Here is a 20,104-nt window from a genome sequence, read left to right as displayed (position 1 = left end):
AACGGAAGAGCCTTGTGACGCCGACGGTCGTGGCCGGGTGGGACATCGGCGGCGTCAACCTCAAAATCGCCGTCGTCGAGGACGGACGCGTCGTGCATGCGCGCACGCGCCCGTTCGAGATCCAACGGACACCAGCGGAGCTCGTCGACGCGCTCCACGCCGCGGCGCGCGCGGCGGCGCTGCCGCCCGGCTGCCCCCACGCGCTCACCATGACGGCCGAGCTCTCGCAGCTCTTCCGCACCAAGCGCGAGGGCGTGACCTTCGTTCTCGACGCCTTCTCCGCGGCGTTCCGCAACGACGAAATCTCGGTTTACACGGTGGACGGATGCTTTGTGAGCCCGGACGAAGCGCGCCACACCCCGCTTCGGGCCGCCGCCGCAAACTGGCGCGCCACGGCATCCGTCATCGCGCTCACGTGGCCTGACGCAACGCTCGTCGATATCGGGTCCACGACCACCGACATCATTCCCATCGCCGCCGGCGCGGTCGTCGCGGCCGGCCGCACCGACGCCGAGCGCCTGTCTAACGGAGAGCTGCTCTATCTTGGCGTCCTGCGGACGCCCGTTGAAGCCATCGTCCACGAAGTGCCGCTCGGCGGCTCGGCGGCCGGCGTGTCTGCCGAAGCGTTCGCCCTGTCCGGCGATGTGCATGTGTGGAACGGTGACCTCCTGCCCGCCGACTACGATACCGGCACGTCCGACGGCCGGCCCGTCGCGCGCGAGTTCGTGCGAGAACGACTCGCCCGCATCGTGTGCGCCGACCGCGAGAGCCTCGACGATCGCGCCGTCGACCACATTGCGGCTCACGTCGCCGACGCCCAGATCGCGCGCACGTCGGCCGCGCTCGCGCGCGTCCGCGCGGACACCGCACCGGAGGCTCCCGTGGTCGCCGCAGGACTCGGCGCCTTCATCGCCGAGCGCGCGGCGCGACGGCTCATGGTCTCCTGCGTGAGCCTCGCCGAAACGTTAGGCAGCGCCGCCTCGCGCGCGGCGCCCGCCGCCGCCGTCGCCGTCCTCCGCGCACGCATCCAGGCATGACCTCGCGAGTGGATACCGTCGTAAAGGTGGGCGGTGCCCTGCTCGCGACGCCAGGACCACTCGATGCAGTCGTGCGCGCGCTCGAGAGCGCCATCGCCCACGCCGACGGTTTGGCCGTCGTCCCAGGCGGCGGACCATTCGCCGATGTCGTCCGGAACGTCGACACGAAGCTGCGCATCGGCGCCGATGCCTCCCACTGGATGGCGGTCCTCGCCATGGACCAGCATGCCTTGCTCATCGCCTCGCGCACGACGCGCGCCCGGCTCGTCGAACACCCGGCCGAAATCACCGGCGCGCTCGTGCATGGCCGGCTCCCAGTGCTCGCGCCCTACCGCTGGCTGCGCGCCCGCGATCCGCTGCCGCACAGCTGGGACGTCACGAGCGACTCGATCGCCGCGTGGGTCGCGGGCGAGTTAGGCGCACGGCGCCTCGTGCTCGTCAAACCGGTGGTCGACGAGCAGTCCGCGCTCGTCGATGCCTACTTCGAGCGGGCCCTGCCTAACGGATTGGAAGTCGTCATCGCCGATGCCGCCGGACTCACTGAAGCGCTGCGGGCGACGTAGACGGCTCGAGCCGCTCCTCGCCGCCGCGCCGCAGTCGCGAAGCCGGCGCCGGCCCCTGCGCCCAGCTCCGCCGGCCGGCGCACCGGGCCAGCGCGGCGACTCGAGCGCGTGACACCCGTCCAAGCCGGTCGCCATCCTCGCACGCAGCGCCGCGGACGCCCGCGACATCCACGCCGAGGGCGCGCAATTCCGAGAGCTGCGACCCGGCGAGACCACCTGCCACTGCCACCGTCAACTCGGCACCGTGAGCGTGGCGCACCCATGCCGCCAGTTGCGTCTCCGACATCGCTCCGAACACCCCGCGAGCCGCGCGGTCCGTATGCTTCACGGCGGTGTCGAGGAGAACGCCTAACGCGCCGGCACGTTCTGCAGCTTCAACGAGCCACCATGGCGACAGACTAGCAACATCCGGATGCAAATAGTCCGCGTATCCCACCGCAATGACCCCGATGCTCGCGCTGACCAAACACGCGCCATGCACTGCAGCCGCGACCAGCGACTCCACCCGCTCCTGATCTGAAATACCCGCAAAGCCGATCTTCAAGTACGCCAGGCGGTGAGTGGCCACCCGTCGTGCGGCCAACGCGACCGCCACCTCGTCGCTCGCGTCGCCAAGCGCCGCGCTCACTGGCAGCCGGCCATCCACGGCCCTCACGATTTCGCCCAATGCGCGCCCACTCACGGCGCCGAGCGGACCCGCGGCAGGATCCTTCGCGTCGATGATGTCCGCCCCGCCCTCGAGCGCCGCCTCCGCCTCGGCCCCGCTCGACACACTGATGAGAAGCCGCATCGATGTTCTCCCTTGCCCTCGCCCTCGAGTCCCCTTGTGACGCGTCGCCGCGCCGGTCATGTTTGCGCTCCCGGCTACTCTACGGAACCCGCGGTACGGAGGCAACCGGTTGACCGATCGACACGCTGGCGCCACGCGATCCGGCAGCGCCGGCCAGGCGCTGGCAGGTACCAGCGTGGTCGTGACCGGCGCCTCGACAGGGATCGGCCGCGCCATCGCGCTTGCCGTCGCCCAGGCCGGTGCAGATGTCGCGATCACCTATCGCAGCGAAGAACGCGAAGCCAGATCCACGGCGGCCGAAATCGGGCGCCTGGGACGTCAGGCGCATGTGTTCAAGCTCGACCTGGCCGACGCCGCGTCGATTACCGATCTGGCCGCGGACGCGCAGCGGGCCCTCGGCCGCCTCGACGTGTGGGTCAACAACGCCGGCGCCGACATCCTTACCGGTCGCACCGCCAATCTTCCCGACGCGAAGAAGCTCGACCTGCTTCTGTCAGTCGACCTTCGGGGCACCATCCTCGCGTCCTGGGAAGCCACGCGGGTGATGCGCGAACAATCGTCCGGCGGCGTTATTCTGAACATGAGCTGGGACCACGTCCTCACCGGCATGTCGGGACGCAATCCGGAGATGTTCTCGGCGGTCAAAGGCGGCGTGATGGCATTCAGCAAGTCGCTCGCCCGCACGGTGGCGCCGCACATCCGGGTCAACGTCCTCGCTCCGGGATGGATCGACACGGAGTTCGGCGGCGGGCTCGACGCCGTTAGGCGACGCAAGATCGCGCGGACGATTCCGCTCGCGCGCTGGGGCACGCCGGCCGACGTCGCGCGCGCTGCCGTGTTTCTCGCCTCGCCCGACAGCGCGTATTTGACGGGCCAGACGCTCTTGATCGGCGGCGGCGCCGTGATGTAGCTCGGCTTTCAGTTAGGCAGACCACACGCCGCGGTGGCGGCTCGTTCAATCGGCAAGGAGCACGACAATGGTCGCGAAAGACACCACCTACACCGATGACCAGATCGCCGAGAAGCTCCGCGATCTTCCGGGATGGTACTACGAAGACGGATGGATCCGCCGCCAGTACAAGACCGACGGCTGGCCGACCACCCTCATGCTCGTCAACGCCATCGGCTACGTCGCCGAGGCCGCATACCACCACCCGGATCTCTCCGTCACGTGGGCCAAGGTGTGGGTCAAGCTCAAGACGCACAGCGCGGGCGGCATCACCGACAAGGACTTCGCGCTCGCGAAACGCATCGAGGAGTGCTCGCTCTGGCGACCGTCGGGATCACCGCTCGAGGGGACACCCAACAAGTTCGTGCGCGGCGGCGATCCCAAGTAGCCGCCTAACGCCGTGAGCGACCGAGCGGTCACACCCACCCGCGTGCTGTTCGTCACTGGGCGGCTGGCAGAACCGGCGCTCCGGCGCACGCTCGATCGCATGACGCCTCCGTTCGCGTTCGACGTCGCCGTCATGCACATCACCGTCGCCGCGCTCATGACCACACCGTGGATCGCGCGCTTCCTTCCTGCGCCGCCGGCATCCCATACCGATCTCGTCCTCATCCCCGGCCTCTGCGAGGGCGACACGGGTGTCATCGCCGAGCGCATGGGCGTCCGCGTCGCCAAGGGACCGAAGGACCTGCGCGAGATTCCCGAGTACTTCGGCCAGGAAGCGCTGCAGCGCGACTACGGCGACTACGACATCGAGATCCTCGCCGAGATCAACAACGCGCCGCGCTGGTCGCGCGACGCGCTGCTCGCCGAAGCGCACCGGCTGCACGAGACGGGCGCCGATGTCATCGACATCGGCTGCACGCCCGGACTCGCGTTCCCCGAGCTGGCACCCGTCGTGCGCGAGCTCGTGGCGGCCGGCATGCACGTCAGCGTCGACAGCTTCGACGCCGGCGAAATCATGACAGCGGTCGACGCCGGCGCGTCGCTCGTCCTCAGCATCAACGGCTCCAACCTCGCAGTCGCGCGGCAGCTCGCCGGCCGCGGCGTACGCGTCGTCGCCGTGCCCGACTTCGGCGCCTCGCTCGACACACTCGAGCCGACCATCCGCGAGCTGTCATCGTTAGGCATCCCGTATCTCATCGATCCTGTCATCGATCCGATCGGCTTCGGCTTCGTCGCGTCGCTCGAGCGCTTCATCGACACCCGGCGCCGCCATCCCGAGGCGCCGATGATGATGGGCATCGGCAACCTCACCGAGCTCACCGCCGCCGACACTACCGGCGTCAACGCGATCCTCATTGCAATGTGCGAGGAGCTCGGCGTGCGCATGGTCCTGACGACGGAGGTCATCGGCTGGGCGCGGGGCGCCGTTCGGGAGGTGGACATCGCGCGACGCCTCATGCACTACGCGATCCGCAACAAGGTCGCGCCGAAGCACATCGATGACCGGCTCGTCACGGTCAAGGATCAGCGCATTCTGTCGTACGGCGACGACGAGCTCCGCGAGCTGCAGTCGCACATTACCGATCCCAACTTCCGGATCTTCACCGATCGCGAATCGATCGTCGTGCTCAACCGCGAGCTGTTCGTGCGCGGCACGGACATCCAGCAGATCTTCTCACAGTTAGGCGTGACCGAGGCCGCCCATGCTTTCTACCTCGGCAAGGAGCTGGCGAAAGCGAAGCTCGCCATCACGCTCGGCAAGACGTACCGGCAGGAAGGCCAGCTCGACTGGGGCTACCTCACACCCGCCGACGACGCGGTCGCCGAGCACGTCCGCCTAACGCAACGGTCGCGCCGCGCCGAGCGCGCTGCCCGCGCGCGCGAGGGAAGGGAGCCGCCCGACACCGGATCCGAGCCCGAATGACCCTCCCGCTCGCCGAGGAGCTCCTCCCGCCGCCGGACCCCGAATCCGCGTGCGCCGCCCTCGCCGCACTGCCGTACGTGTTGTTCCTCGACAGCGCTACGGCCCACACCAGCGCCCGCGACGCCGGCGCCCGCGACCGATACTCGTTTCTCGCCGCCGATCCGGCGATCGTCGTGCGATGCAAAGCGGGCCGCGCCGAGCGCATTGACTATCGCGATGGTTCGCGCACGGCGGTGCCCGGCCATGGCCTCGCGGAAGTCCGACGTCTGCTACAGCCCTTCGAATCGGAGCCGGTGCCCGGCCTGCCGCCGTTTCAGGGAGGCGCGGCCGGCTACATCGCCTACGACTGGGGCGCAGTGCTCGAACGTCTCCCGGCGCCGCGCTACGATGATCTGGCGATTCCCGATATCGTCATCGCCCTCTACGACTGCGTCGTCGCCTGGGACCACGACGAACACCGGGCCTGGATCATGTCGTCCGGCCTACCAGACGAGGGGCCGGCCCGCGCCGCCCGCGCGCGCGCCCGCCTAACAGAACTGGCGCGCCGCCTGGCGCAGCCCGAGGTATCGCGCGGCGGCCGGATGCCAGTTAGGCATGAAGCGGCCCGCGCGCCGGCGTACCCGGTCACCGACGTCGCCGCGCCGCAGACCATCGGCCTTCGATCCTCCTTCACACACCGCGGCTACCTCGACGCGGTCACACGCGTGCGCGAGTACATCGTGGCCGGCGACATCTTCCAGGCCAATGTCTCGCAACGCCTCGAGGCGCCGCTGCGCGAATCCACGTGGTCGCTGTACCAACGACTGCGCGCGCTCAATCCCGCGCCGTTCTCGGCGTACCTCGCCTTCGAGGAACTCCACGTGCTCAGCGCATCGCCCGAGCGCTTTCTGCGCCTCGATGCGGCACGCCGCGTGGAAGCACGCCCCATCAAAGGCACACGCCCCCGCGGCATCCACCCGGCCCACGACGCCGCGTTGGGCCGCGCCCTCGCCGACAGCGCAAAGGACCGCGCCGAAAACCTCATGATCGTCGACCTGCTCCGCAACGACCTGTCCCGCGTGTGCGCGCCGCGCACCGTGCGCGTGCCTGAATTATTCGCACTGGAACACTATTCAACCGTGCACCACCTCGTGTCCACCATCACCGGTGAGCTCGAGGACGGACGCGACGCCGTGGACCTGCTCACTGCAACCTTCCCCGGTGGTTCCATCACCGGCGCACCCAAAGTCCGCGCCATGGAGATCATCGCCGAGCTCGAGCCGTCGCGCCGCGGCGTCTATTGCGGCTCCATCGGCTACATCTCCACCACCGGCGTCATGGACACGAGCATCGTCATCCGCACCTATCAGGCGCTCGGCGACACGGTGTACTTTAGTGTAGGTGGCGGCATCGTCGCCGACTCCGATCCCGAACAGGAGTACCGCGAGACTCTCGACAAGGCGCGCGCACTCATCGATGCCCTGGCGCTCACTGCCCCGGCGCACCGCTGAGCCCGCGAGCCAACGCACCCGGCGTCCTCATGATTCTGCTCATCGACAACTACGACTCGTTCGTCTACAACCTCGCCCGCTACGTGCGCGAGTTGGGCAGCGAGCCGCTCGTTCGTCGAAACGACGCCATTTCCCTCGATGAGGTCGCGGCGCTCGCGCCGCAGCGGATCATCATCTCGCCAGGCCCCTGCTCGCCCGCCGAGGCCGGCATGTCCACCGACCTGATCCGCTGCTTTGGCGGCCGCGTTCCGATCCTCGGCGTTTGCTTGGGACACCAATGCATCGGCGCCGCCTACGGCGCCGAGATCGTGCGGGCCCGCGTCCCGATGCACGGCAAGACGTCGCGCATCCACCACGATGGCAGCGGCGTCTTTACCGATCTGCCGTCGCCGTTCATCGCGACGCGATATCATTCGTTAGTCATCGCGCCCGCCTCGCTGCCGTCGAGCCTTCGGGTGACGGCGACGTCCGATGATGGCGAGATCATGGCCGTCGAGCACCGCGAGCATCTCGTGGTCGGCGTGCAGTTTCACCCCGAGTCGGCGCTCACCGAACACGGCTATCGCCTGCTCGACCGGTTTCTCCACGGCGACCAGGCGCGGGGCGAATCGCTTCCCGATCGCGCCGACCTCGCGTTCGCCGCGCCCGAACCCGACGCATTCGTGCCGCCTCCCGTGGAGCTCGTCCGATGACGGCGGCGCGCACGGCGCCGGGTCGCGCGCACGACCCAGGCGCGGCGCAAGCGACGCCTAACGGAAATCCCGCCCCGCTCCTCTGGGTGGACGGCCGCCGCGCCGATCCCTCCCGCGCGGCGATTTCCGCGTTCGACCGCGGCTTCACACTCGGCGATGGCGTCTTCGAGACGATGCGCATCGCGCACGGCGCCGTGTTCCGCCTCGATCGCCATCTCGAACGGCTCGCCGCCGGCGCGAAGATCATGGGACTGGCCATCCCGGAGGATGTGCCCGACACCATCGCCGCAGCTGCGAACACCGCGTTCGATCTCGGTTGGGCCGACGCGGCCCTCCGCCTTACGCTCACCCGCGGCGCCGGTGCGCGCGGCGTCGCGCCGCCCGTCGCCTCCGAGCCGGTCACCGTGCTCACCGTGCACGACATGCCGCCTGCGGCACCGATCGCCGCTCGCGCAGTCCGCGTTCGCGTCGCCGAGGGCCGCCGCAACGAGTTCGCGCCAACCGCCGGTGTGAAAACGCTGTCGTATGCCGATAACATCGTCGCGCTCAGCCAGGCGCGGGCCGCCGGCGCCGACGACGCCCTCTTCCTCGACACCGCAGGCCACCTCTCGGAGGCGACCGCCAGCAACATTTTTCTCGTCAGCGGCTCGATGCTTCGCACCCCGCCGCGCAGCTGCGGCATCTTGCCGGGCGTCACCCGCGCCGCGGTGCTCGAGCTCGCCGCCGCGCTCCAGCTCGCGGCCCGCGAAGAAGTGCTCGAGACGCGGGACCTCGCGGACGCGGACGAAGCGTTTCTCACCAGCGCCATTCGCGGCATCGCGCCGATAGCGAGCGCCGACGATCGATCACTGCCTAACGGAGCGCCCGGGCCCGTTACCGCGCGCCTCGCCGCGGCCCTCGACGACCTCGTGGCCCGCGAGTGCCGGCAATGATCATCGAATCGATCCTCACCACGCTCGATGAAGCAGGCCGTGTCAATATCGCCCCGATGGGCGTCGAATGGGGCGACGAACACCTGGTCCTCAAGCCGTTCCTCGAAACGACCACGTTCCACAACGTCAGCGCGACGCGAGTCGCCGTGATCAACACCACCGATGATGTCGTGATCTTCGCGCGAACCGCCATCGGCACCGCGGAGTTTCCGACACACCCTGCGACGCGCGTCCGGGGAGTCGTCCTCGATGCCGCGTGCTCCTGGCGCGAAATCGAAGTCGTGTCCATCGACGCCACGCCGCCGCGCTCGCGCATCGAGTCGCGCGTCGTGCACCACGGCACCCAGCGCGAATTCATCGGCTTCAACCGCGCCCGCGGCGCCGTGCTCGAAGCGGCAATCCTGTCGACCCGCACCCACCTCCTGCCCGCCGAGGAGATCCTCGCCGGCTTCGAGCGGCTCCAGGTGATCGTCGACAAAACCGCCGGCCCGCGAGAGCGCGAAGCGATGGCACTGCTCGACACCTACGTGCGCGACACGCTGCATGCGCCGGCGTCCCGTGCGCGCTGAGTCGCCGCCGGCGGCCGCCGTGTTCGTCGAGGCGCCGGCGCGCCTCCACTTCGGCATGCTCGATCTTCGCGGCGCGTTAGGCCGCCGATTCGGCGGCATCGGCGCCGCGGTACCGAACCCGTCGCTTCGCCTCGAAGCAGCGCCCGCGCCATCACTCACCGCCGAGGGCCCGTCGCCGGCCGCAAACCGCGCGGTGCAGTTCGGCCGTCGCGTGCTCGCGCACCATGGCATCGAGACCGGCGCGCACATCCGCATCCACAGCGCGATCCCCGCGCATTCAGGGTTAGGCTCCGGCACTCAGCTCGCGCTGGCGGTCGCCCGTGCGCTTGCCGAGTTGTACGCGCTGCCCACCGACGTCGATCATCTCGCCCGCATCACGGGCCGCGCCCAACGCTCGGCCATCGGCACGTGGCTGTTCGCCGAGGGCGGGTTCGTACTCGAGGGCGGTCGCCGCACCGGGAGCAAAGATCCCGCGCCTCGACTCGCTCGCTTCGATCTGCCGGAAACGTGGCGCTGTGTCGTCGCCATTCCACCCGGAAAGGCCGGCATGAGCGGAACGGCCGAAAACGCGGCGTTCGCGCATTTGCCGCCGCCGCCCGAGCGCAGCGTGATGCGCGTCTCGCACCTGGTGCTCATGGCGCTGCTGCCCGCGCTCGCCGAAGGCGATCTCCGCACGTTCGGCCACGCCCTCACCGAAATTCAGTGCATCAACGGCCGCTGGTTCGCACCGGCGCAGGGCGGGGCATTCTCCCCCGGACCCGGGGCCGCACTCATCGAACAGATGACGGAGTGGGGCGCCGCCGGCGTTGGGCAGAGCTCCTGGGGACCAGCCGTGTACGGCATCGTCGACGGCGACAACGCCGCAACGCAGCTCGCCGCGCACGTTCGCGAACACGCTCCAGACGCCGCGGTCTTCTGCGGCCCGTTCGCCAATGCTGCCGCCCGTGTATGGCGCGAGCCGCCCTCCGACGCCGATCGCGCACTCCGTTAGGAACCGACTGCGTTGCCCTTCGCATGCTCGTACTGCACGTGACCGCTCACCGAATTGCCCAGCTCGCACGTCGCATCCACGTCGGAATACAAGATGCAGAAGACGCCCGGCGCCTTCCACCGCTCGTGCCACAACATCATCACGTAACGGTCCGGCGCCGAGAAAATCCTGTATGGCAGCCCATGAAATCGCGCGATGTGGGTGTGCACCGTCCCGAGCCACGCCGGCGCCGAGCACTCACGAAGCGAAGCTATCGCCGAGATGTTCGCCGAATCGGCGCGCGACGGCGCCAACTCCTCGATGTGCGTGATGTAGACTACGTCATGAACGACATAGCCGCCCAGGCATGCCACGCGCTCTTGCTTCACCGCAAGACTCTTGACCCACAAGTCGTGCAGCGGGCCCCGCGCTTCGGGCGCAAACCGGAACGCGCTGTCGCTCACCGGCGCCTTCGGCGCGGACGAACCACCGCCCTGCGCGCTCGCAGACACCGCGGATGCGCACAACGCTGCCACCACCATTTCCGCCATCGCTCGCATACGAAGATCGCTCACATCCGAAGGACTTCCCTCACCGAGAACCTGCGATGACGTCCAGTGTTGAATCCAGTTCCGGCATGCGTACGCCGCAATGCGCGCTCGCATTCACCCGGATTGTCGTCGGCATCTGGTTCGTCAGGAGCTTGTTCACCAAGCTGACCATCGCGCTCGCCTGGGGCTTCCTGCCGGTTCCAACGGCCAACCACCGCTGGATCGCGGTGATGCCGAAACTGCTCTCCAAATACGCCGCCGACAATCCGTTCGGCGGGTACCGCGATTTCCTCCTGCACACCGTCATTCCTAACGCACACATCTTCGCCCCCCTCACCGGACTCGGCGAAGCCGCGGTCGGCCTCTCGCTCACCCTCGGCCTGTTCACATCGGTAGGCGCCGTGTGCGGGATGGTCCAGGTGATCTTCTACGGGCTCGCCGTGCAGCACATGAGCTCGGGCCAGCAAGGCTTTCACGTCATGCTGCTCGCCATGATGATCTCCTTCGTCGCCGGCCACGCCGGCCGCTGCTTCGGCCTCGATGGCGCGATCCGCGCCCGCTGGCCCCATCGCTGGTGGGCCAAGCTCGGCTGATCACCATGTGTTAGGCACATGGAGCGCTCTCGACAGGCCGACGAGCTCGCTCGTGCCGCGCACCCGTGTCACGATGGCCTGATCGAAGTCCGCGTACGAGACGTCGGCGCCGGCGAGATTCGCGCCAGTCAGCGTGGCCCGCACCAACGACGCCTTCTGCAAATTCGCATGAGAGAGGTCGGCGCCGGAAAGATCCGCGTCGGTGAGATTCGTGAACATGAGGCCCATCGGCTGATTGCCGCGGTCCGCACCGAGGTTCGCGCTGTCGAGCTTCGCCCGCACCAACGTCGCGTTGTTGAGCGCGGCGATCACACGCGCCCGCGTGAGATCCGCATCGGTGAGGTTGGCGCCGATCATGATCGCCGCGTATAGGCTCGCGTCGCGGAACGACGCGCGACTGAGATCGGTGCCGCGCATTACCGATACGTCCAACACGGCGTTCGAGAAGTCCGCTCCCTGGGCCACCGCGCCGCTCAGCGTCACGCCGAACATTCTCGCGTGCACGAAGCGCGTCCCCACGAGCCGGGCGCGACTGAGGTTCGCCTCTTTGAAGTCGACGCCGGACAGATCCAGGCCCGAGAGATCATCTCCCGCAAAATTCGCCGGCCGCTGGTCCGTCGCCCGCGCGAGCGCGGCGATCACTTGATCGCGCGTCAACCGCCGCCCCGCGTCGGCGACCGCCGTCCCCGCCGTCTCTGGCGCCGCGCCGGACCGGCCCGGCCGGTCGCAGCCTAACGCAACCGTCGACGCCACGGCCATCGCGGCCGCGCCGGCCAGCATCACAGCGAGTCTCCGCATCCGCACACCTCGCATCGCATAGCCGGCAAACGCGAAGAGGGTGCTGCACCGCACCCTCTTCCCCTCGTTCCCCGTCTCCGACCGTTGGTCTACTTCGATACCTGCCCGAGGTGGGGCCGCCCCGGCGCCAACCCGCCCATGCTGCGGGCCGTCACGTAGGCGTACAGGTTGTTGATCTGCGTCGAATCGAGGAGCGTGCTCCACGTCGGCATGCCCTTCGGCGGCCGCCCGTTCCAGACGGTCGTGATGAAACACGCCTTGTTCACGCCGCCTTCCGGGCCTAACGAGTGACGAAGATTGGGCGCGATGTCGCTGCCCAACGCGTCCGTCCCGTGGCACCGATAGCAGTAGACGTGGAACATCTTCCAGCCATCGTACTCCTGCTGCGAGACCGCCAGCGGATCCGACCGATGATGATTCGCCTCGTTCCACACCTCGGCCGAATCGTTAGGCTTGTCGCAGTACGTCCCCGTGGGCACCGTCACCGTGTCCCCCGGCTTCGCTGCCGCGACGGTCGCGGTCGAGCCGGCGGGTGTCGCGGTCGATGCCCGCGCCGTTGCGCTGTCCTTCGAGCACGCGAAGGCCGCCACCGCCACCAGGCACACGGCAAAGAAACACAGGCCGCCGGCCCGGTGACTGAAGGTACGCCGGCCACGCATCGGAGAGTGTTCGTTCGGCAGGTTCATTGATTCTGTATCGCGTCGGCGTCGGGTTCGAGTGGTTTCAACCGACTTGAGGTGAATGGTTGGCCCGACCGGCCGCCTCAGGGCTTGAGCTCCAGCGTCGGCACGTGATAGGCCCGCAGGATCCCTTGAATCGTATCCCGCTTCTCCGTTAGCAACGAGTCGAGCGTTGCCTTGAATTCGCGATCCGAGTGACGGACCCCGATCGCAACGTCGTACGCAAACCGCACACCGCTCGCGCTGTCGGAGTCCGGGAGCGCGGCCAGGCTCAGCGGCACCGATGACGCATTGGCGAAATACCCAGCCACCGGCCCCCACACCAGCGCCACGTCGATCGTCCCATTCGCCACCGCGTTCACGATGTCCTGCGGATGGGTGTCTTCATCGTAAAACAGACTGAATCCGCGCACGTTCTGCGTCACGCCATGAGTGCCCAACGCCTGCGCCGGCGGCGTGTTCGTGTAGTCGTCGCCGATCAGACCGACGCCGACTTTCAACGACTTGAGCCGCGGATCGTCCAGCGACCGGATGTTCAAATGGCGATCGGCGCGCGTCACGATGTAGTACGTCGACCGGTAGTACGGACTCGTGGTCAGCACCGGGTCGTATCCGGCCGGGACGCCCATCACCACGTCGCACTCCGATGCGCTCAGCGTGTTGCGCACGAACCCGCGCCGATGCGGCCACCAGGTGTACACCACCGAGTCGCCTAACGCACTGGCGAGGACATCGGCGATCTTGTTTTCGAAACCCTGTTGCTGCCGGTCCGAGAAGGGCATGTTCTCCGGATCGCCGCACACGCGCAGCATCTTGAAATCCTTCCACGCCTGCGTGATCGGAAAATCGCTCGGCGGCTCCGCCCCCTGGGGCTTGACCTTCTCCCCCTGCGCCCGCGCGCTCGACCCGGCGCCGGCCAGAATGCCGATCAGCGCGACAGCGGCGCCACGAACCCAGCTGCGATGCAAGTACTGCATGGTGTCCTTCTTTCGAAAGAGTGACTGCCACTGCCTAACGCGATCAACCCGGTGCCGGAGCACGATCGCTCCGACACCGGGTTCGATCACTTCCTGCACGTCTCGTTCGCTTACGGCTTTGCGGCGCCAGGCAGTGCGAACACCGTCAATACACCACCCTGGTTCGAATAGTGTCCGGCATCGCCAAATGCGCCGAGTGCTCCGAGACCAGCCGTCGGATCCTCTGCGCCGATGCCCGCGGCCACGCCGATGCCCGCCCAGCCGCCGATACCCGACAGCACCGCCACATACTGCTTGCCATCAGGACCGACATACGTCATCGGGCTGCCGATGATTCCCGAAGGCGTCTTGAACTCCCACAGCAGCTTGCCGGTCTTGGCGTCGACCGCCTTGAGCCAGCCTTCCATCGTGCCGTAGAAGACCACGCCGCCGGCGGTGTTCATCGTGCCACCATACGCCGCCAGATTCTCCTTGTCCTTCCACACGATCTTGCCCTTCATCGGATCCCACGCGATCACGGCGCCACGGTTGCCGCCGGGACCGGGGAACATCCGCACGATGGCTCCCACGTACGGCTGTCCGGCCGAGTACTTCACCTCGACGCCCTCGTAGTCCATGCAGATGTTGTTGGTCGGCACGAAGAACAAACCAGTTTCAGGATCGTACGACGACGGCTGCTGATCCTTGAACCCGATCGCGGCGGGGCAGATGCCCTGCGTGTTGCCCTTCGCGTTCGTGCGCTTTGCAGGATCCTCGACGGGACGACCTGTCGTCAAGTCGATCTTGGTCGCCCAATTCACCGGGCCGTAAGGCTCCGCTACGAGCACTTTGCCGGTGGTGCGATCGAGCGTGTATCCGAAGCCGTTGCGGTCGAAGTGCGCCAACAGCTTCTTCCCGTCCTTGTCGAACAGCACCATCTCGTTCACGCCGTCATAGTCCCACGCGTCGTGCGGCGTCATCTGGTAGACCCACTTCACCTCACCCGTCTGCGGATTGCGCGCCCAAATCGACATCGACCACTTGTTGTCGCCGGGACGCTGATCCGGATTCCATACGCCCGGATTTCCGCTGCCGTAGTAGAACAGGTTGAGATCGGGATCGTACGAGTACCAACCCCACGTCGTACCGCCACCGCGCTCCCATTGATCGCCCTGCCACGTCGACACGCCAAGGTCGGTGCCCTGGTCGCTCGGATACGGCGACTTGAGGGTGTTCGCCGTGATCAGCACGTCCTTGTCGGGGCCCGTGCTGTAGCCCCGCCACAGCTCCTTGCCGTCCACCGCGCTGAACGCGGTCACACGACCACGAACACCGAACTCGCCGCCCGAGATGCCCGTCACGACGACGTCGCCGACCACGAGCGGCGCGTTAGTCATCGTCTCGCCCTTCTTGTAGTCCGCGCTCTTCACCCGATACACCTGCTTGCCGGTCTTCGCATCGAGCGCGAGCAGATCGCCGGACAACAATTCGATGTAGAGGCGATCGTACTTCGGGCTGTACGCAAGACCGCGATTCACGACGTCGCAACATGCGATCGGAATCACGTCGGCCGGCTGTTCCGGTGTGAACTGCCAGATCTGCGGTGCGCCAGCCTTCGCAAGATCGAGCGCGAACACTTTGTTCGGGAACGCCGAGTGCACGTACATCACATGGCCTATGACTAACGGATTACCTTCGTGCCCGCGAAGCACGCCGGTCGAGAACGTCCAGGCAACCTGCAGGTCTTTGACGTTCGCCGTGGTGATCTGCTTGAGCGGACTATGCCGCTGCAGATCATACGTCCTCCCCGGCATGACCCACTGGCCCGGATTCTTGGAGGCCTCGATCAGCTGTTGCTGGGCGCTGGCGGCTGATGCGCCAACGGCCAACGTGCCTGCGAGGACCGCCCAAGAAGAGAAGCGGGTAAAGCGATTCATGATGCTGCCCCTTGTGGAGAGTGAGGATTGAGCATGACCGCGCATCCGCACGCTGTGCCGCCAGGCCTCGCGGTTGGGGCCGCACTGGGGCTAGTTCCGCTGGGGCAACAGCGGAACAGCGTGCCACATCGAGGAGGACTTCTCTCGCTGCAGACCATCGCACCTCACACTGACGCGTACCACTACGTGAGTTGAAAACGGTCTTCGCTCGAACTTGTGCGATCTATTTCGTCACGCCGCGCGCAGTGCTCGCGCGCTCACTCTGTCATGCCGGCGGGCTCACGGGTGCTGCCCGCCGATGCGTCCCTCGTGTCGGTGGTGTGACAAATCAAATCATTACACCCATCCGAACACCCATCCGACATATCCTGCACAGCGCCTGAGCAATCGGCAACCCCTCACTCCTGGTTCTCTCCCACAACGCGATCAGCCGTCCCTCGGCGGAGCAAGAAACTGAAGACCACCGGAGAGCGTGTCAAGCAGGCCGCGCTCGCTTCCCGTGCCGCAATTGCGCTCGCGACTGACCAGGCGCACAGATGACAACGCGGACGGATCCCCGAGGACCCGCCCGCGCTCTCTTACTTCTCCCGCCTTCAGACCGGCCTCGTCCGGCTTTGTCAGACTTGTAGCCTGTCCGCCTTTAAACCGTCCGGCCTTGTCAGGCTTGTCCGGCCTTGTCCGCCTTTAAACCGTCCGGCCTTGTCAGGCTTGTCCGGCTTTGTCCGCCTTTAAACCGTCCGGCCTTGTCCGTCTTGTCCGGACTTGTCCGCCTTTAAACCGTCCGGCCTTGTCCGTCTTGTCCGGACTTGTCCGCCTTTAAAAGAACAGCATGAATCCCGTTGCGCCCTGGTTCGACGTGTTCTGCGAGCCGGCGTACGACGCCGCACGCGCCCACGTGTACTCGAGCACCCAGCGGAGCGACTTCGTCCACTGGTACGTCAGCATGACGTCCGCAGCGCGGTTGTACTTCACGAGCGGATCAGGATCGCCATCCAGGAAGGCCTTGTCGCCGTCGCTCTCATCGAGATGGCTCTCACCCCAGCTTCCACCAATCGTCCAGTGCGTGCCGGGCTGGCTGTATTGCACCTGACCGAGGTAGCCCCATGACTTGCGCGCCTGGAGCGCCGGATCGATTGCGCTTCCATCCAACTGACCGAACATCAACGTGGTTCCGATCCCGCTTCCGTAGTACCCGGATCCAACGAGCGAGAACCCGTTCACATCGATCTTCGCGCCGCCGCCGACACCCGCCGAATTGATGCTCGGATTCGAATCAGGCGTCGAGACAGCCGAGAGATTCGTGTTTTGCCACGTGCCGTTCACCCACAACATGATCTTGTTGGCGCTGGCCATCTGACCGCTCGCGCTGCTCGCGCCCATGTTGCCGGTCCAGCTCAGCTCCGCTTCGACGCGCGGCAGCCGTGTGCCTTGATACGATGCATCGGTTGCGGCCGCGCACGGGCTCGGTCCGCACACCACGCTCGGATCGAACAGTCCGATCGCGAACTGCGTCGGCCGGCCCGCCGGCGTGCTGTACGTGATCTGCGCGTTGAAGTTCGGATAGACGTACCCGAACCCGATGCGGCCCAACGTCGTGCCGCCCGCGCCTAACGTGCCGCCGCTGGCCCCCGTTCCGAACAACGTCATGTCGGTCAGGATGTTCTGCCGCTGGAAGAGTCCCAGCTCGCGGCCGGCGAGAATGGTGCCCCACGAGCCGCCTAACGTGAGATACACCTCGCGCATGTCGATCTGCGCGCCGAAGTTGTCGTGCAGGCTGTTGCTGTTGATCTGCGGCGCGAATCCAAAGTGCACCTTGAGATCCAGGTCGCCTTCCTTGCCGGCGGCCTCGAAATTCGCGAAGCCCGGCAGCAAGCCCGTGCGAATGCGGGTCACGCGCTCCGGACCAACCAGACCACCGTCGATCGGACCGAGCGCCGAATCCACGCTTCCATTCGTGTACACGAGAAACGCATTGACGTTGCCCGTGAAGGTAAACGACCATCCGTTACTCATCTGCATCGTGAGACCCTGCGCCCGTGCCGTGCTAACGCCGGCCAGCATCAGGGCGATACACCAGAGTGCGGATCGTTTCATGGTTACTTCTCCCAGTCGAGTTTGAGTGTCCAACCAAACCGTGAAGAGCTCGCATCCACGGAATCGCTGAATCGTCGACCTACCTTTTTTTGCTCAAAGGCCCCGCCGCTGCGGGCGTAGCGGCGCGAAGAGAAATCACCTCTGTGGCCCCACCTCCCAATACGGTGAACGTGATCGTAGTGCCGTCACCGGCCGTGGATCGCTATCGATCCTTCATCTGACGATTGATCGTGACCATCACGTCCACGATCGGAATCTCCCGATGGTCAACCCACCAGTAGAAGTCGTCGACCTGTGCCGCATACACCGACGGCGCATACGAAAATCGAAGCTGCTTCTCGTCCGCGAGCCGCGTGATCGCACTGCTCGAGACCGCGCTGCTGTCGAGCGAGTCACCAGCCAAGGCCGCAAGCGCGCGAGCTTGCTCCGCCCCCGCCCCCGCGATGAATCCACTCAGGTACGCATCCTTCTCCTTCGGGCCATACGCCGCCCAATCGGCGCCGTTCAGCAGCGCCGCACGCCGCGGCTGCATCGCCGCCCCGTCACTCCGACGACCCGCGGCAAACGCCCCCAGCACACAGATCAACCCGCCGGTCAGGCCAACCGCCAATCGCCGCATCGCGTGCCCTCCGTGACGGCCGCATCCACCTCGCGCCCGCGCGGGCGGCATCCTTCGCCCCGCCCGCACCGGCCTGCCCCCCTCGGCTACTTCGACGACTTGGGCGCCGCCCCCGGGAGGGTGAACACCATGACCGCATCGCCTAACGGATAGCCCATTTGAAAGTTTCCGCCGCACGCGACCGCGATGTACTGCTTGCCATCCTGCATGTAGGTCACGGGCGGCGCATTGCAGCCCGCGCCCGCCTGGAACATCCATAACTTCTTGCCCGTGCGCGCATCGAAGGCGTTGAAGTGCCCGTTGCCCTCGCCGACGAACACCAGGTTCCCCGCCGTCGCCATCGCCCCGCCGATCATCGGCTGCTCCGTCTCCACCTGCCAGGCGATCTTCCCCGTATTCAGATTCACCGCGCTGAACGTCCCGTACTGCCGCTCGCCCGGCACCGCCTTGAACGCCGAGCCCAGCCACAGCTTGCCCTTCTCGAACGGCGCGCTGTGCGTGATGTAGTGCATCGGCTGCTCGATGCCTAACACGTACATGTAACCTAACGTTGGATCCACCGCCGGCGCCGACCACTCCGAGCCGCCGTTCGCGCCCGGCAGCATCCGCGTCCCCTCGGGCGTCGGCTGCGCGAACATGTTCTCCAGCCGGTTGAACGGCGCCGACTTCCGGATCAGCTTCCCCGTCGCCGCGTTCAACACGTAGACCCACGCCGTCTTCCCCGCCTGCGCCACCGCCGTCGTCCCATCCTTCAGCTTGACCAGCACCGGCGGACTCACCGCATCCAGATCCCAAACGTCGTGCGGCACTTCCTGGTAGTACCACTTCACCGTGCCGTCGTTGGCGTCCACCGCCATGATACAGTCAGTACAGAGATTATCGCCCGGCCGTACCGACCCGTCGAGATCCGGCGAGGGATTTCCCACCGCGAAGAATAGAAGATGCGATGCCGGATCATAGGTCGGCGTCATCCACACGCCGCCCCCGCCCCGCTGCCACGCGTCGCCGTATTGCGCCATCGCCGCCTTTTCCGCGTCGATGTTGCGATGCAACGGCTCGCCCTCGTTAGTCGTCGGCGTAAATTTTCCTTCCCATCCCTTGTCGAACACCGTGTACGCCGTCCACAGCGGCTGGCCGTTGCTCTTGTTGTACGCGCGAACGAATCCGCGAATGCCGTACTCCCCGCCGGAGATGCCGACGATCACTTTGTCGCCCACGATCAGCGGCGCCATCGTCTCGCTGTACCCCGCTTCGGGATCCTCCACCTGCACATCCCACTGCACGGCCCCCGTCTTCGCATCGAGCGCCACCAGATGCGCGTCGAGCGTCGCCATGAACACCGTGCCCTCGGAAATCGCAACCCCGCGATTGTTCGGACCGCAGCAGTAGATCGGCGACGCGATGCTCTGCTTGTGCTCGTACCGCCAGATCTCCTTCCCCGTCCGCGCGTTCACCGCCATGGCGGTGTTGTACGGCGTCGTCAGATACATCACGCCGTCGATCACGATCGGACTCGTCTCGAAAGAGCCTAACCGCGATATCCCGGTCTGGTACATCCACGCCACGTGCAACGTCCCAACGTTAGACGTGTTGATTTGATTGAGCGTCGACCAACGCTGATTCCAGTAGTCGTGCCCGTACGTCACCCAGCTGTTGGGATGCTGCCGCGCATCCAGCAGCATCTGGTCGGTCACGCTGGTAAAGCTCGGCTCCTGCGACGCCTTCCCCTTCGTCGTCTCCACTTGCTCCTGCGCGGCGACGCGTCCGACACACAGCGCCGCAGCGGCGACGGCGACGAGTAGCCTTGGGATTCGCATGCACGAACCTCCCATGAGAGAGTTACTGCGACGCTTCAATAACCGGCCAACTGCGAGCTCCATTCATCGCCTCTCGACCCGCCACACCACCCACCCGGCCGCTCCGCACCCGACAACAGCCCGCGCTCGAGCGACAGCGACCCGACCAGAGCCGACCCCTTACACGCCAACCAGCTCTCGACCCGTTGCGGCGAGAA

The 20,104-nt window shown here is 66.7% G+C and carries 20 protein-coding genes; 11 read left to right on the top strand and 9 right to left on the bottom strand.

The window, feature by feature from the left end:
• The first annotated feature begins 14 nt into the window (after positions 1-14).
• A complete protein-coding gene (locus tag VFW04_17705; protein HEX5181171.1) occupies positions 15-1,037 on the top strand; it encodes a hydantoinase/oxoprolinase family protein in 1,023 nt (340 codons plus the stop codon).
• On the top strand, positions 1,034-1,600 hold the full coding sequence (locus VFW04_17700) for a hypothetical protein (GenBank protein HEX5181170.1): 567 nt from the start codon (positions 1,034-1,036) through the stop codon (positions 1,598-1,600). Before VFW04_17705 ends, VFW04_17700 begins: the two co-directional genes overlap by 4 nt.
• On the opposite strand, the gene VFW04_17695 is transcribed toward VFW04_17700, so the two are convergent.
• The gene (locus tag VFW04_17695; protein HEX5181169.1) at positions 1,575-2,390 is read right to left on the bottom strand and encodes a (5-formylfuran-3-yl)methyl phosphate synthase; all 816 of its coding nucleotides are present in this window, start codon (positions 2,388-2,390) and stop codon (positions 1,575-1,577) included. The genes VFW04_17700 and VFW04_17695 overlap by 26 nt on opposite strands.
• A 109-nt stretch (positions 2,391-2,499) precedes the next feature.
• On the opposite strand from VFW04_17695, the gene VFW04_17690 reads away from it, so the two are divergent.
• The 8 genes from VFW04_17690 to VFW04_17655 all read left to right on the top strand — a co-directional run bounded on the left by VFW04_17690 (position 2,500) and on the right by VFW04_17655 (position 9,883).
• Positions 2,500-3,300 carry an SDR family oxidoreductase gene (locus tag VFW04_17690; GenBank protein ID HEX5181168.1) on the top strand — a complete coding sequence of 267 codons (801 nt, stop codon included), beginning with the start codon at positions 2,500-2,502 and terminating at the stop codon, positions 3,298-3,300.
• 67 nt (positions 3,301-3,367) lie between these two features.
• Entirely contained in the window at positions 3,368-3,727 is a 360-nt protein-coding gene (locus VFW04_17685) for a 4a-hydroxytetrahydrobiopterin dehydratase (GenBank protein HEX5181167.1), read from the top strand.
• Positions 3,728-3,739: 12 nt separating this feature from the next.
• Positions 3,740-5,209, top strand: a complete 1,470-nt coding sequence (locus VFW04_17680; protein ID HEX5181166.1) for a DUF6513 domain-containing protein — start codon at positions 3,740-3,742, stop codon at positions 5,207-5,209.
• The gene (pabB, locus tag VFW04_17675) at positions 5,206-6,699 is read left to right on the top strand and encodes an aminodeoxychorismate synthase component I (GenBank protein HEX5181165.1); all 1,494 of its coding nucleotides are present in this window, start codon (positions 5,206-5,208) and stop codon (positions 6,697-6,699) included. The genes VFW04_17680 and pabB overlap by 4 nt, the downstream gene beginning before the upstream one ends.
• Positions 6,700-6,728: 29 nt before the next feature.
• Positions 6,729-7,391: an aminodeoxychorismate/anthranilate synthase component II gene (locus tag VFW04_17670; GenBank protein ID HEX5181164.1), complete on the top strand. Its 663-nt coding sequence runs from the start codon at positions 6,729-6,731 to the stop codon at positions 7,389-7,391.
• Entirely contained in the window at positions 7,388-8,323 is a 936-nt protein-coding gene (locus VFW04_17665) for an aminotransferase class IV (protein ID HEX5181163.1), read from the top strand. The genes VFW04_17670 and VFW04_17665 overlap by 4 nt, the downstream gene beginning before the upstream one ends.
• Entirely contained in the window at positions 8,320-8,892 is a 573-nt protein-coding gene (locus VFW04_17660; GenBank protein ID HEX5181162.1) for a DUF447 domain-containing protein, read from the top strand. The genes VFW04_17665 and VFW04_17660 overlap by 4 nt, the downstream gene beginning before the upstream one ends.
• Positions 8,882-9,883 carry a beta-ribofuranosylaminobenzene 5'-phosphate synthase family protein gene (locus VFW04_17655; GenBank protein ID HEX5181161.1) on the top strand — a complete coding sequence of 334 codons (1,002 nt, stop codon included), beginning with the start codon at positions 8,882-8,884 and terminating at the stop codon, positions 9,881-9,883. The genes VFW04_17660 and VFW04_17655 overlap by 11 nt, the downstream gene beginning before the upstream one ends.
• On the opposite strand, the gene VFW04_17650 is transcribed toward VFW04_17655, so the two are convergent.
• Positions 9,880-10,437 (bottom strand): hypothetical protein, encoded by a 558-nt coding sequence (locus VFW04_17650; protein ID HEX5181160.1) that lies wholly within the window; start codon positions 10,435-10,437, stop codon positions 9,880-9,882. The two genes, VFW04_17655 and VFW04_17650, sit on opposite strands and share 4 nt — an antisense overlap.
• A gap of 32 nt (positions 10,438-10,469) precedes the next feature.
• Between VFW04_17650 and VFW04_17645 the strand changes: the two genes are divergently transcribed.
• Positions 10,470-11,006, top strand: coding sequence for a hypothetical protein (locus VFW04_17645; protein HEX5181159.1), 537 nt, complete (start codon positions 10,470-10,472; stop codon positions 11,004-11,006).
• Here VFW04_17645 and VFW04_17640 read toward each other — a convergent pair whose 3' ends face one another.
• The 7 genes from VFW04_17640 to VFW04_17610 form a co-directional block, all read right to left on the bottom strand.
• Complete coding sequence (locus VFW04_17640; GenBank protein ID HEX5181158.1) at positions 11,007-11,804, bottom strand: pentapeptide repeat-containing protein; 798 nt, start codon at positions 11,802-11,804, stop codon at positions 11,007-11,009.
• Between the two features lie 89 nt (positions 11,805-11,893).
• Positions 11,894-12,463: a c-type cytochrome gene (locus tag VFW04_17635; protein ID HEX5181157.1), complete on the bottom strand. Its 570-nt coding sequence runs from the start codon at positions 12,461-12,463 to the stop codon at positions 11,894-11,896.
• A gap of 104 nt (positions 12,464-12,567) precedes the next feature.
• Complete coding sequence (locus VFW04_17630; GenBank protein ID HEX5181156.1) at positions 12,568-13,551, bottom strand: substrate-binding domain-containing protein; 984 nt, start codon at positions 13,549-13,551, stop codon at positions 12,568-12,570.
• A gap of 20 nt (positions 13,552-13,571) precedes the next feature.
• Positions 13,572-15,377: a methanol/ethanol family PQQ-dependent dehydrogenase gene (locus VFW04_17625; protein HEX5181155.1), complete on the bottom strand. Its 1,806-nt coding sequence runs from the start codon at positions 15,375-15,377 to the stop codon at positions 13,572-13,574.
• 816 nt (positions 15,378-16,193) lie between these two features.
• Positions 16,194-17,471, bottom strand: a complete 1,278-nt coding sequence (locus tag VFW04_17620) for a porin (protein HEX5181154.1) — start codon at positions 17,469-17,471, stop codon at positions 16,194-16,196.
• Positions 17,472-17,673: 202 nt separating this feature from the next.
• Positions 17,674-18,090 (bottom strand): hypothetical protein, encoded by a 417-nt coding sequence (locus VFW04_17615; protein ID HEX5181153.1) that lies wholly within the window; start codon positions 18,088-18,090, stop codon positions 17,674-17,676.
• An 86-nt stretch (positions 18,091-18,176) separates the two neighbouring features.
• Positions 18,177-19,907 carry a PQQ-dependent dehydrogenase, methanol/ethanol family gene (locus VFW04_17610; protein HEX5181152.1) on the bottom strand — a complete coding sequence of 577 codons (1,731 nt, stop codon included), beginning with the start codon at positions 19,905-19,907 and terminating at the stop codon, positions 18,177-18,179.
• Between the last annotated feature and the right edge of the window lie 197 nt (positions 19,908-20,104).

This window comes from Gemmatimonadaceae bacterium (assembly GCA_036273715.1).
Classification (GTDB): Bacteria; Gemmatimonadota; Gemmatimonadetes; order Gemmatimonadales; family Gemmatimonadaceae; genus JADGGM01.
The sequence above is the reverse complement of the archived record's forward strand: the minus strand, read 5'-3'. Positions and strand labels throughout refer to the sequence as shown.

Excerpts from the sequence above, each read along its gene's own strand:
- VFW04_17700 (HEX5181170.1), top strand. The coding sequence starts at position 1,034 with ATGACCTCGCGAGTGGATACCGTCGTAAAGGTGGGCGGTGCCCTGCTC.
- VFW04_17695 (HEX5181169.1), bottom strand. The coding sequence starts at position 2,390 with ATGCGGCTTCTCATCAGTGTGTCGAGCGGGGCCGAGGCGGAGGCGGCG.
- VFW04_17685 (HEX5181167.1), top strand. The coding sequence starts at position 3,368 with ATGGTCGCGAAAGACACCACCTACACCGATGACCAGATCGCCGAGAAG.
- pabB (HEX5181165.1), top strand. The coding sequence starts at position 5,206 with ATGACCCTCCCGCTCGCCGAGGAGCTCCTCCCGCCGCCGGACCCCGAA.
- VFW04_17670 (HEX5181164.1), top strand. The coding sequence starts at position 6,729 with ATGATTCTGCTCATCGACAACTACGACTCGTTCGTCTACAACCTCGCC.
- VFW04_17665 (HEX5181163.1), top strand. The coding sequence starts at position 7,388 with ATGACGGCGGCGCGCACGGCGCCGGGTCGCGCGCACGACCCAGGCGCG.
- VFW04_17660 (HEX5181162.1), top strand. The coding sequence starts at position 8,320 with ATGATCATCGAATCGATCCTCACCACGCTCGATGAAGCAGGCCGTGTC.
- VFW04_17645 (HEX5181159.1), top strand. The coding sequence starts at position 10,470 with ATGACGTCCAGTGTTGAATCCAGTTCCGGCATGCGTACGCCGCAATGC.
- VFW04_17640 (HEX5181158.1), bottom strand. The coding sequence starts at position 11,804 with ATGCGGAGACTCGCTGTGATGCTGGCCGGCGCGGCCGCGATGGCCGTG.
- VFW04_17635 (HEX5181157.1), bottom strand. The coding sequence starts at position 12,463 with ATGCGTGGCCGGCGTACCTTCAGTCACCGGGCCGGCGGCCTGTGTTTC.
- VFW04_17625 (HEX5181155.1), bottom strand. The coding sequence starts at position 15,377 with ATGAATCGCTTTACCCGCTTCTCTTCTTGGGCGGTCCTCGCAGGCACG.
- VFW04_17620 (HEX5181154.1), bottom strand. The coding sequence starts at position 17,471 with ATGAAACGATCCGCACTCTGGTGTATCGCCCTGATGCTGGCCGGCGTT.
- VFW04_17615 (HEX5181153.1), bottom strand. The coding sequence starts at position 18,090 with ATGCGGCGATTGGCGGTTGGCCTGACCGGCGGGTTGATCTGTGTGCTG.
- VFW04_17610 (HEX5181152.1), bottom strand. The coding sequence starts at position 19,907 with ATGCGAATCCCAAGGCTACTCGTCGCCGTCGCCGCTGCGGCGCTGTGT.